This window comes from Gilliamella sp. WF3-4, from assembly GCF_001690275.1.
Taxonomy (GTDB): domain Bacteria; phylum Pseudomonadota; class Gammaproteobacteria; order Enterobacterales; family Orbaceae; genus Gilliamella; species Gilliamella apicola_C.
On the sequence record NZ_LZGW01000022.1, the window covers coordinates 35,873 to 48,080 of the forward strand.

9 protein-coding genes are annotated in these 12,208 nt (G+C 36.1%); 2 read left to right on the forward strand and 7 right to left on the reverse strand.

Annotation, left to right across the window (positions count from 1 at the left end; all coding sequences use genetic code 11):
• The first annotated feature begins 30 nt into the window (after positions 1-30).
• Positions 31-426, forward strand: a complete 396-nt coding sequence (rraB, locus tag A9G47_RS05655) for a ribonuclease E inhibitor RraB (RefSeq protein ID WP_065566757.1) — start codon at positions 31-33, stop codon at positions 424-426.
• 78 nt (positions 427-504) lie between these two features.
• Here rraB and A9G47_RS05660 read toward each other — a convergent pair whose 3' ends face one another.
• Together A9G47_RS05660 and A9G47_RS05665 are read right to left on the reverse strand one after the other, a co-directional pair.
• A complete protein-coding gene (locus tag A9G47_RS05660) occupies positions 505-3,183 on the reverse strand; it encodes a beta-N-acetylhexosaminidase (RefSeq protein WP_065642394.1) in 2,679 nt (892 codons plus the stop codon).
• 10 nt (positions 3,184-3,193) lie between these two features.
• Positions 3,194-4,606: an OprD family outer membrane porin gene (locus A9G47_RS05665; protein ID WP_442903234.1), complete on the reverse strand. Its 1,413-nt coding sequence runs from the start codon at positions 4,604-4,606 to the stop codon at positions 3,194-3,196.
• 235 nt (positions 4,607-4,841) lie between these two features.
• Here A9G47_RS05665 and A9G47_RS14940 point away from each other — a divergent pair, with 235 nt between their 5' ends.
• Positions 4,842-5,021 carry an integrase core domain-containing protein gene (locus tag A9G47_RS14940; protein WP_442903235.1) on the forward strand — a complete coding sequence of 60 codons (180 nt, stop codon included), beginning with the start codon at positions 4,842-4,844 and terminating at the stop codon, positions 5,019-5,021.
• A gap of 236 nt (positions 5,022-5,257) precedes the next feature.
• Here A9G47_RS14940 and kdsA read toward each other — a convergent pair whose 3' ends face one another.
• The 5 genes from kdsA to rnr all read right to left on the reverse strand — a co-directional run bounded on the left by kdsA (position 5,258) and on the right by rnr (position 11,578).
• Positions 5,258-6,112, reverse strand: a complete 855-nt coding sequence (gene kdsA, locus A9G47_RS05670) for a 3-deoxy-8-phosphooctulonate synthase (protein WP_065580430.1) — start codon at positions 6,110-6,112, stop codon at positions 5,258-5,260.
• Between the two features lie 16 nt (positions 6,113-6,128).
• A complete protein-coding gene (gene prmC / locus A9G47_RS05675) occupies positions 6,129-6,965 on the reverse strand; it encodes a peptide chain release factor N(5)-glutamine methyltransferase (RefSeq protein ID WP_065566428.1) in 837 nt (278 codons plus the stop codon).
• Entirely contained in the window at positions 6,962-8,047 is a 1,086-nt protein-coding gene (gene prfA / locus A9G47_RS05680) for a peptide chain release factor 1 (RefSeq protein WP_065566429.1), read from the reverse strand. The genes prmC and prfA overlap by 4 nt, the downstream gene beginning before the upstream one ends.
• 359 nt (positions 8,048-8,406) lie before the next feature.
• Positions 8,407-9,168, reverse strand: a complete 762-nt coding sequence (gene rlmB, locus A9G47_RS05685) for a 23S rRNA (guanosine(2251)-2'-O)-methyltransferase RlmB (RefSeq protein ID WP_065580427.1) — start codon at positions 9,166-9,168, stop codon at positions 8,407-8,409.
• 7 nt (positions 9,169-9,175) lie between these two features.
• A complete protein-coding gene (gene rnr / locus A9G47_RS05690) occupies positions 9,176-11,578 on the reverse strand; it encodes a ribonuclease R (RefSeq protein ID WP_065642396.1) in 2,403 nt (800 codons plus the stop codon).
• Positions 11,579-12,208: the final 630 nt, after the last annotated feature.

A 12,208-nucleotide genomic window follows, 5' to 3' on the forward strand; every position in this document is an offset into this window, starting at 1 on the left:
ACAAATTGCATGACCACGAAAAGGTATATTATGAAAGATCAAATTATTCTTGCTCAGCAAGATACTAACGCTATTATTGAAGAACTATTAGAAGATGGTAGCGATCCTCATGCGCTTTATATTATTGAACACCATGTTTCATCGCAAGATTTTGATAAATTAGAAAAAGTAGCAGTAGAAGCCTATAAATTGGGTTATGAGGCAACCGATCCTGATGAAGATGTAGATGATGCAGGCAACGTTGTTATTGGTTTTGATATTATTGCCGAAAGCCCGCTTAATGCTGAATTAATCAATGCGCAAATTGCTGAAATAATCAACCTTACCGCCCAGTTTGGCGTCAATTATGATGGCTGGGGCACGTATTTTGAAGATGGCAGCGATGACGATTTTGATGATGCTGAGTTGATGGAAACCGTGCACTAAACATTATCCATATCTTTTTAAATACCTACTGTTATCCATCAAACAACGGATAACAGTAGTTGATTAGATTAGCATAACTTATTTTACTTCCTCTATACGACTCGTTCTTTTTTGATTTGGCGATACACTTCGCACACAAACGGTTTCACCCTTTTTAATATTAACTGGCTCATTATAACGGTGCCATTGTTTTCCTTGGTTGGTTGAATATTCAATAGTTAAGCCAGGAAAAACAATATTTGCTATTAATTTATTATTTTCAATTTTAGCACCCGGTATAGGCAAGCGATAATTGATATTGGCTAAATCAAGTTTTTGCAACTCGCGTTGCCCAACTAAATTTGCAAATCGAGTCCAATCATTCAGTAATTTTTGTTGATTAACATAATGCGTGGTTGTTTGAGAAAATTCACGATCTTTTTGGTAGTCAATTTCCCAATCAGCTTGATGCCAAGCTCGTTCAGCTACGGCTAACAAACGGGGAAAAGCCATGTATTCCATTTTTTTATCGGTACGAATATCTTCAGTCCAAATCTGAGCAGATAGCCCATAAGCACCAGACCAATTCATTGTACCTTTAGCTGTAAATGGGTTACCATCGCGATCAACAGATGTTTCTGCATTTTGTGGTAAATTATTTGGCGCAAAGCTAAACATCTTTCTTTCATCATTAAAACGCGTAGCCCAATAATAACCACTTTCTTTTGGGTTGACTTCATAAGGCATATCTAAATAAACATAATCAGGGTTAGATATTATGACTTGATAGCCTTTATTTGCCCACTCGTTCACAGAGTCAAAACCACCCCAATATAATGTATCCCAAAAATTGACCGTAACTTTATCTACTGCAAACGATTTTGCATTAGTCGCGTGCTTCATGCCATCTTGCCAAGCTTGCATATGATTTATACCATGATTTTTAATTATTGAGCTAACTTCTTGAGCAAAATAACTAGGAAGGTGTTCAATATCGTTAACAATGCCATTATTTACCATTGTTTGGCAAGCTTGTGATTTAGCCCACGGGTAATCTTCTTGACTTTGATCTATTGTGCCTTTAGCCTCCGTTTTATCTTTGGCTTTTATATCTTGATACCCAGCGCCTAAGCGAATATTTTTTGCTTCATCGCCACCAAAATGCCAAGTACTAAGCGGTTGATCGGCCTCAACATGCATTTTTGCGATCTCATCAATAATTTTATTTACGAAACGTTTCGATGAATCAAGACAAGGATTTAAATAGCTTAAACGGTTATAAAATTGTACTGTTGTGGTATTTGACGTATCGGTTGGATCAACTAGTCGAAACTCATTGGCTTGTGCTTCTTTTCCTTCTGCCATTAAACGTTTATAACGTGCCTCCATAGACACAATGGCAGCCCGTGCATGAGCTGGCATGTCAATTTCTGGTATAACCTCGATAAAACGAGCTTTAGCATATTTAACAATATCAATATAATCTTGACGGCTTAAAAAACCAGATCCCGTGGTATTGTTTTCAGGGCCGGAACCGAGTTGTGGCAATAAGCATTGCTGTTCATTAAGATCATGACAACGTTTACTGCCGATTTCAGTTAGCTCGGGTAATCCAGGAATTTCAATACGCCATCCCTCATCATCACTTAAATGAAAATGAAATTTATTCATTTTATATTTTGCCATTTGATCTAATAAGCGCATGATTGATTCTTTAGTTTTAAAATTACGACCAATATCGAGCATAATGCCTCGATAGGCAAACCGTGGCGAATCAAAAGCATTAAGTGATGGAATGGTTTTGATATCGTTTACAGGAATCAACGATAAAATAGATTGCACAGCATAAAATATCCCTCTTTGGTCATAAGCTGATATTAGCGTTTCATCATTTTTAATATCTAATTGATACGCTTCTAATTGACCTTGCTTGAATTGTTTAGGATCAATGATTGCTTTTATCTTGTATCCATTTTCCGTTACAGGAATATTTAGTGCGTTAAATTCTGCCTTTAAAATAGCTAAACTGTCTTGATTTAAACCATCAAGAATTAAATTAACGCCTTGCTGACCAATAGATATATCTTGTTTATTTAATGTGATTTTAGTTGGTGTTGGTAAAATTTGCCCACGTAGCGATTCAGCCGATAATGTTTTAATATCCGAGTTATATTGAAAACGGTTAACTGGATTCATTATTGTATTGTGATCGTCGGCGGTCCTTTTCCACTGCTGTGTAATTGGAGCTACAAATGCCGATAAGTCATCGGAATCTGTATTTGTATTAGCAATTATTTTGGGTTTAGCATTACTTGATGTCACATACCAACGAGGCATTGCATCGCTTTCACTCACAACCCAATATTCGCCAATAATGGGAATATTAATCGTGGAATTAGCAGGAATCGATGTGAATTTTTCTGTTGGTTCAATTTTATGAAGATCGCCTGTAATATGAGTAATTTTAAACTGATCATTGTTTATTGCTAAAATCATGCGAATATTATTAAAATAAATAGCCCAATCTTTATCTTTAATTTCTGGGCCATTATTCTTTAGTGAAATCATCATTTTGTTACAAGCAGCCCAATCGGCACCTAAAGCCGAGCAATTTACACCATGTGCCCCTGCTTGATTATCGATTACCTCATATTGAACATTGAGTTGTGAACTCATCACATCAACAATTTGTTGAGAAGCTGAAACAGCTTGAACGGCACAAACATTTAACAAAGAGGCGATTGAAGTGGCTAATATTGCTGTTTTAATCTTTTTCATAAAATTTTACCTATTTTTGTTTAGCATTAAATACAGTGAATGGAATAGTCACAATAAACTTGATATCACGCTCATCTTGGAAGATATTGCCGTATCCTCCTCCCCAGCTTGGTATACTATTTGAGTGATTATTATATTTGGTATAGTGTAGTTGGAATGAAGTATCTTTTGCTAAACCATTTTGTATGCTATAACTTAGATCAAAATTATAAGCAGATTCAATTAAGCGTTGTTTTTGATTTTTTGCTGTAGAATTTGGCTTTGCATCCCAACCATAAGCATAAGAAGCACCCGTTTTCCAACCGGCGAAATAATTAGATACATCACTTAAATCGTAAGTGACTTCGGCAAATACGGCCTTTTCGCCATTAGCATTAAAGTCTGAACGAGAATTCCACCATATATCTAAACGGCCATTTGATGAGGCATAATCAGGTGTCATACGTTGTAAAAAAAAGCCTTGTTCGCCTTCCGCTTTAACTGTTACACCTTCAAGTCGAAAATTAACTGGCCCTACTTGATAACCCAATGTTGCTGCTTGTAACCAAGCTAAACCATCGTAAACATCTTTGCCTTTATGTGATTGATCTTTGGCGCCATAAAATTGATAGCTAAGAGTGAGAGGATTATCCAGTAGATTTGTTTTATAAGAGGCTTTGCCAAAAAATTGGTTCATATAATTTTGTGCCTGCCCAAATGCGCTTTCTAATACTAAATCATTTTTAAAATCGTACTTCAAACCCGCAGAATGCAAAAAGTCAATTTTTTTACCTGCTCCCCACTGACGAAACTCATAAAGCTTTTTATACCATGGTGCTTTATATTTATCAGCCCACATATACGACATGGATAACACGCCAGAAGTATCAAAATCAATTGTTGAACCCAGTTCAAATCCACGATAAGTACCTGGTAATAAGCTCCAATGAGGAGCCAGCAAAGTTTGCCCAGAAGGTTGAATATAACCCGTTTTTATCCAGAATAACTCATCAATTTTAAAATTTGCCTGTGCTTTATAAAAGCTCAGCCCACTAACATCTTTTTTCCAATTCTCGTCCCAACGAGTATTAGCCCCACTGAATCCTATTTCATTGGGATGCCCATTTCCACCATTACTCACTTCCCATGCGCCATAACCGCCAAGTTCAATAGCAAACTTATCTGCGATATAACCTGATCTAAAATCTAAATTAGCGTTAAATGAGGTGTGTCTTAAATTTTTCTCGTACTTATGCTCATCAATATCTTTACGTTCTCGATCTCGACTCCAAAAAAAGACATTACCTGTTAATGAAGAATCATCAATAAATTGATTAGCATTAGATGCATAAACGGGAATTGTACTTGTTAAAACAGATAAGGATAAAATTAGTTTAGTTAAAAAATTAAATCGACATGGTATTATTTGTGCATTATAGATAATCATATGTTATTCCTATAATTATTCTGTTTAATTAACAATTAAATTCATCAAGATCTAACTCATTCAATTGATAACTTGTTTGTGAATATGCGTTTTTATAATGCATAAACATATTTTATCTAGCAAATTAAACAATCTAAAATCGTGATCAAAATCACCAAAAAATACATTTTTAATGTGAATTTTTAGAGAAAAATCACAACTTTTTTTATTCTAAAAAATAAAAACAACGCACATCGTTTTAACAAATTGTAACTATCGTACTGAGGTACTCGATTTATATCTATTTAATAATCTAGAACAAGCAAGAAAGGTAACCGAAGAATGGCTAACCATTTATAACGCCGAAAGACCACATCAGGCGTTAAATAACATGACACTGCTCGAATATAAAACGTTAAAATGGGTAGCTTAATTTTCTACGTGAGTTGTGTACTAAGTTTGGGGTATTTACAAAATGACAAATAATGATATAAATTTTAGATTATAAAAAGTGGTGGTAAAAGTGATAAATGGCGTAGACGTAGAAAAGAAAAAGGATGAAATAAAAAAAGAGAAACTCCTAAAATTTCTCTTTTTACTACATAAAAAAATAAAATTTAATTCACAATCAATACTATTGATTATAAATTATTGAAAAATCATCTTAACTTAATTTTCAGTATCAATTTCTTCAAAACTTTTGACTAACTCATCAATGGCTTTCATTTGCTTTAAGAAAGGCTCAAGTTTTGCTAATGGTAACGCAGATGGACCATCGCATTTGGCATGGCTTGGATCTGGGTGTGATTCTAAAAATAGTCCAGCAATGCCAACTGCCATACCTGAGCGCGCAAGCTCGGTTACTTGACCACGACGCCCACCTGATGCTGCGCCCATTGGATCACGGCATTGTAGAGCATGAGTAACATCAAAAATAACAGGAGAGCCTTTGCTTGCTTTTTTCATAATGTTAAAACCAAGCATATCAACCACTAAGTTGTCATAGCCAAAACAACTACCACGATCACAAAGAATTATTTGGTTATTACCAGCTTCTTCAAACTTTTCAACAATATTACCCATTTGACCTGGGCTGACAAATTGTGGCTTTTTAACATTAATTACCGCACCAGTTTTAGCCATTGCAACAACAAGATCGGTTTGTCTTGCTAAAAAAGCGGGTAATTGAATAACATCAACTACATCAGCGACTGGTTGGCATTGTGCTTCGGTATGTACATCAGTAATAATTTTAACGCCAAATTGTTGTTTAAGTTCTTGGAAAATTTTAAGCCCTTCTTCTAAACCTGGCCCACGATATGAATGAACAGAAGAGCGATTAGCTTTATCAAATGAAGCTTTAAAAATATAAGGGATATTTAGTTTATTAGTGATAGAAACATAATGTTCACAGATTTTCATTGCTAAATCACGAGATTCGAGCACATTCATACCACCAAATAATACAAATGGTAGGTCATTGGCGACAGTAATATCACCAACATTTACTTTTTTTTGTTGCATCATAACATATTCCTAGTTAGGGTTTAAACCAGCGACCAAGGGTAACTCTATCATTACCGCTATAGTCAGCAAAGGTTTCGACTAATTGAAATCCGTGTTGTTTAAATATAGTTTGTACTGCCTCACCCTGTTTCCAACCATGTTCTATCAGTAACCAGCCATATTGATTTAAATGTTTAGTTGCGCCATAAACAATGAGTTTAATATCGGCTAAACCGTCATCTTCTGAAACTAATGCACTTCTTGGCTCGTAACGGACATCGCCTTGTGCTAGATGAATATCTGTTGGTTCAATATAAGGTGGATTACTGATAATCATTGAAAATTTTCGGTTTTTTATTGGCTTATACCAGTCACCTTGTAAAAAATAAACATTGTTGACCCCTATTTGGGTTGCATTTTGTTGCGCTAAAATCAACGCATCTTTATTTTTTTCAATTGCGGTAAATAAACAGTCTTGACGCTCAGTTGCCATGGCGATAACTATTGCACCAGTACCCGTACCGAGATCCAACACTTCGCATGGCACTTTAGGTAGATACTCTAAACCTAATTCAACTAATTTTTCAGTATCCGGTCTAGGGATTAATGTAGCGTTAGAGACATTAAACTTTAAAGACCAAAATTCTTTTTCGCCAGTAATATAAGCAATAGGCTCACCATTTTGCCTACGTTGTAAACATTCAGATAAAGCAATCAGCTCATCATCAGTGAGCAATGTTTCACTAAATGCCATTAAAAATGTGCGTGTTTTGTGCGTAACAAAACTTAGCAAAATTTCAGCATCACGCTTTGGGCTTTCACTATCAGTTAAAGTTTGAGATGCACTTTTAAGCCATTGTAAATAGGTCATTCATCTTGTTCCGATAAAGCGGCTAGTTGATCTGCTTGATATTCCTGTACAATTGGATCGATTAGCATCTCTAATTTTCCTGCCATGACTTCATCCAATCGGTAAAGTGTTAGGTTAATACGATGATCCGTAACACGTCCTTGAGGATAATTGTATGTTCTAATTCTATCAGAACGATCACCTGAGCCTAATAGATTACGCCTTGTTGAGGCTTCTTCTTGTTGGCGTTTGCGCAGTTCGGCATCTTGAATTCGTGCAGCCAATACAGACATTGCTTTAGCTCTATTTTTATGCTGTGAGCGCTCATCTTGACATTCAACAACAATACCCGTTGGAAGGTGCGTAATACGAATCGCTGAATCCGTCGTGTTAACATGCTGACCACCAGCCCCAGATGAACGATAGGTATCAATTTTTAAATCAGCAGGGTTGATTTCTGGCATTTCAGCCTCGGGAACTTCTGGTAAAACAGCAACAGTACAAGCAGAAGTATGAATGCGCCCTTGTGATTCAGTTTCTGGCACGCGTTGAACTCGGTGACCACCTGATTCAAATTTCAAATTGCCATAAACTCCATCACCACTGACTAACATAATGACTTCTTTATAACCACCGTGCTCACCATCACTCGCACTCATAATTTCAACGCGCCAATTGCGTGATTCAGCATATCGTGTATACATTCGGGCTAAGTCACCAGCAAAAATAGCGGCTTCATCACCACCTGTTCCCGCTCTAACTTCAACAAAACAGTTATAATCGTCATTAGGATCTTTAGGTAATAATAACACTTGTAATTGCTTTTCTTGCTCTTCAACTTGGCTTAGTGCTTCGTTTAATTCCTCTTGTGCCATTTCGCTCATTTCAGGATCTGATAACATCATTTTAGCCGTTTCGATATCTTCTTGGGTTTGCTGCCAATCGGAAAAACACTTAACCACCGCAGTTAATTGTGAGTATTCTTTAGATAGCGTACGAAAGCGATTTTGATCTGCTATAACTGAAGGATCAGATAATAATGCTTGAACCTCTTCATAACGCTCTTGTAGTGTTTCTAACTTATTGATAATTGAAGGTTTCATAAAAATATATTTTGATAGAGATTAGTTGAGTTTGTGTAACATTATATACTTAATTGCCTTTAAAATACAGTTTTCGACTTGTTTCAAGCTTATCTCTTATTATCACTTTAACAGGAGATAATAAAGCAATCAAATAAGCAGGAATATTATATGTATTTTAAAAAGAGGTTTTAGCTATGTAGCATTACTTAATGTTTTAATTGAAATAATTTACATTGCACTAACTGTTAGTTTTTATCAACGCCATTAACTATAGTATTTATTTTATTCGTTAACCCTCAATTTGCTAAAATCGAAGCTAATGAATTATTAGCGCTTGTCTGATTAAATTTGAACTACTATAGTTAAGGCTATTCAGTTTACATTTTGGTATCTATTTTTTGGCGAACAATTTCAAATAAACAAACCCCCGTTGCAACAGAGACATTGAGTGATGAGACAATCCCCGCCATTGGAATGCTAACTAATTCATCACAGTGTTCTTTAGTTAAACGGCGCATACCTTCACCTTCAGCTCCCATAACTAACGCAAGTGAAATTGTTTTTGATGTTTTATAAAAATTTGTTTGATAAAGTGTTTTATTAGCTTCACCAGCAGTCCCAACAATCCAAACTTGATATTCGTCTTGCAACATTCGCATGGTGCGTGCCAAATTGGTCACTCTAACCACAGGTACACTTTCTGCCGCGCCACACGCCACTTTTTGAGCTGTTGAGTTGAGTGGTGCTGAGCGATCTTTAGGAACAATAATAAAATCCACACCCGCCGCATCAGCCGTTCGAATGCAAGCACCTAAATTATGTGGATCGGTTACGCCATCTAAAATTAAAATAACAGGATTTGGCTGCCGTTCCATAAGTAGAGGAATATCATTTTCTTGATAACCTCGATTAGGCTTAACCATAGCCAAAATACCTTGATGTACTCCATTTTTCGCTTTTTCATCTAACCATTGACGTTGAGCAACTTTAACAGGCAAACCTAGTTGCTCTAATTGACGTACAATAGCGATAAGACGTTTGTCTTCTCGGCCTTTAATAATAAATACTTCAATAATTCTTTCTGGCGAGCGAGCTAATAATGCTTCAATTGCGTGCAAGCCGTAAACTGTTTCACTCATTTATGTTCTACTCTTTTATTTTATTAACTGATTTTGTTTTATTACTTGATTTTGGTTTACTTCGTTTTTTGCTTTTACTTTTGCTTTTATCTTTAACTTTTTTAGTAAGCGGTTTTGCACTATTTTTATTGGTTGATTTTTTGCTTTTTCGTTTAACAGGCAAATCAACTTTCTGATCGGTTTTTACTTGTTTTGATTTATCCTTGGCAGTCTTGCCTTGGCGTTTTGGCTTATTATTACTGCCAACTAAAGAAAAATCAATTTTACGTTCTTCAGGATTAACATTATCGACTTTAACTTGCACTTTATCGCCTAAGCGATAAGCAAAACGGGTATTTTCGCCAATTAAGCGATTATGTGCAGCATCAAAAAGATAATAGTCGTTTTCTAACGACGAAACATGCACTAAGCCGTCAATGAACAATTCATCTAATCGAACAAAGAAACCAAAATTAACGACACTTGAAATGGTACCATTAAATACTTCGCCAACATGATCTTGCATATAATCACATTTAAGCCAATCGACCACATCACGCACCGCTTCGTCAGCACGACGTTCAGTCATTGAACAATGTTCACCGAAATAGAGCATTTCATTTGTGGTATAACAATACCCGCCAGTTTTACTGGTTTTATGCTGTTTGTCAGCTAAAACCCATTTAATCGTTCGGTGTAATAATAAATCAGGATAACGACGAATTGGCGAGGTAAAATGTGCATATTCTTCAAGTGCTAAACCAAAATGACCACGGTTTTCTGGATCATAAATAGCTTGCTTCATAGAGCGTAAAATTACCGTTTGCAACATGTCATGATCTGGGCGAGTTTCAACTATCGCCATTAATTCGGCAATATCTTTAGGTTTTGGGCTAACCCCGCCACCAAGTGATAATCCAAGTTCACTTAGAATGCTACGCAAGTTATTTATTCTGTCTTCATCTGGTCTGTCATGCACTCGAAATAATGAAGGTACTTGAGCATTAATCACCAGTTTTGCTGCCGAAACATTAGCTAAAATCATACACTCTTCAATGATTTTATGTGCCACATTTCGCTGAGCAATTTCGATACTTTCGATGCGCTTATCGGCGTTAAAAACAAATTTCGGCTCTTCAGACTCAAAACCTATCGCACCGCGAGTGATACGGGCTTTATCGAGCACCTGATATAAGCCATAAAGGTTCTCAAGATGCGGTACCAATTCGTGGTAATGCTCACGCAATTGCTCATCACCGTCTAAAATTTTAGCCACTTTAGTATAAGTTAATCGAGCATGTGAATTCATCACGGCTTCGTAAAACTCATACCCTGTTAAACGTCCTTTATTTGATACGGTCATTTCGCAAACTAAACATAAACGATCAACTTGTGGATTTAACGAACACAGCCCATTTGATAGCTGTTCTGGCAACATCGGTACAACTCGTGATGGAAAATAAACCGATGTACCACGCAAGCAGGCCTCTTTATCCAACGCTTTGCCTAATCTGACATAATAACTGACATCGGCAATGGCAACCCATAAACGATAGCCACCACCACGATTTTTTTGACAATAAACGGCATCATCAAAATCACGTGCATCTTCGCCATCAATAGTAACTAAAGGCAATTGGCGCAAATCCTTTCGCCCTTTTTTAGCGCTTTCTGGTACGTGTTCAGTAAATTTACTTACCTCTTTTTCGACTGTTTTAGGTAGTTCGTAAGGAATTTCGTGATTACGCAAGGCAATATCAATAGCTAAATTGGTACCCATTATTTCACCAAGCACTTCTTTTATGATACCAACAGCTTTTTGATGGCGTTCTGGACGCTTTTGTAACTCAACGACAACCACGGTTCCCATTCGAACAGTACGATTGGGTTTACCTGCAATTAAAATATCGAAGTTTAAACGGCTGTCATCAGGAACAACAAAGCCCACACCTTGTTCGATAAAATATCGCCCGACAATTTGATTATTGCGTGGCTCTAAAATCCGCACTACACGAGCTTCCATTTTACCGCGATATTGTGTTCCCATTGGCTGTGCTAAAATCACATCGCCTTGTAACACTTTTTTCATCTGTTCTGGTGATAAAAAATAGTCTTCAGGGTTGCCTTCTACTCGTAAAAAACCAAAACCATCACGGTGTGCAATCACGCTACCTTTGACCATATCTAATTTTTCAGGCAGCGCATAACATTTACGTCGAGTAAATACCACTTGACCGTCACGCTCCATTGCCCGTAAGCGACGATGTAACGCTATTTTTTGTTCTTCGTTTTTAATTGCTACCGCTTGGGCAATTTTTTCTAGACTTGCGGGTTTCGCTTCTTGTTTAAGGTAATCTAAAATAAGTTCACGGCTGGCAATGGGGGAATCGTACTTTTCGGCTTCGCGGGCATAAAAGGGATCTTTTATCATAAAGGAATATCCTGTGCTCAAATATTAACGCTAGCATAACATAGAGAGATATAACTTAAAATAAACATTCAATTTATAAACAATAATATCTTTAATTAAAAAGACTAAACTTTAACGGAATACTTTTAATCGCGAATCGATTTAATATAATTTTTTGTTATTTTGTAAAATAATTATAATGTTAGTTCCATTTTTTTCTTTTTTTATAGCGTTTCGGTCGAACGAGAAAATCGATGAAATAAATATACAAAATAAGAATTAAAAGAGCCCAATGTCGTTTACGATTTAACGTTTTATCATTAGTATAGACCGTTGCAATATATCCCGAAAAATAATACCGAATAAAAAATCCAATAATAGATAAAAAATAATAACTCATACAGACTAAAATACTCATGTACATCGACCTTATTTTATAATATTACCAGCCCTATCTTTTCGATATGTTGAACCATCACTGCTTTCACAACGATAATAATCGGGTGCATCGTTGTTACCTATTGTCATTATCAATGAACAGTTCTCAACAATTTGTCCAACATTAATGATTGTTTTCTATCATGTGATCCTCGCCCAAAAAACGGACAAATGTCACCTTTATGATATAACTAACAATTATAGGAGAACACA

Coding starts and splice junctions, on each gene's coding strand:
- rraB (WP_065566757.1), top strand. CDS start 31: ATGAAAGATCAAATTATTCTTGCTCAGCAAGATACTAACGCTATTATT.
- A9G47_RS05660 (WP_065642394.1), bottom strand. CDS start 3,183: ATGAAAAAGATTAAAACAGCAATATTAGCCACTTCAATCGCCTCTTTG.
- kdsA (WP_065580430.1), bottom strand. CDS start 6,112: ATGCAACAAAAAAAAGTAAATGTTGGTGATATTACTGTCGCCAATGAC.
- prmC (WP_065566428.1), bottom strand. CDS start 6,965: ATGACCTATTTACAATGGCTTAAAAGTGCATCTCAAACTTTAACTGAT.
- prfA (WP_065566429.1), bottom strand. CDS start 8,047: ATGAAACCTTCAATTATCAATAAGTTAGAAACACTACAAGAGCGTTAT.
- rlmB (WP_065580427.1), bottom strand. CDS start 9,168: ATGAGTGAAACAGTTTACGGCTTGCACGCAATTGAAGCATTATTAGCT.
- rnr (WP_065642396.1), bottom strand. CDS start 11,578: ATGATAAAAGATCCCTTTTATGCCCGCGAAGCCGAAAAGTACGATTCC.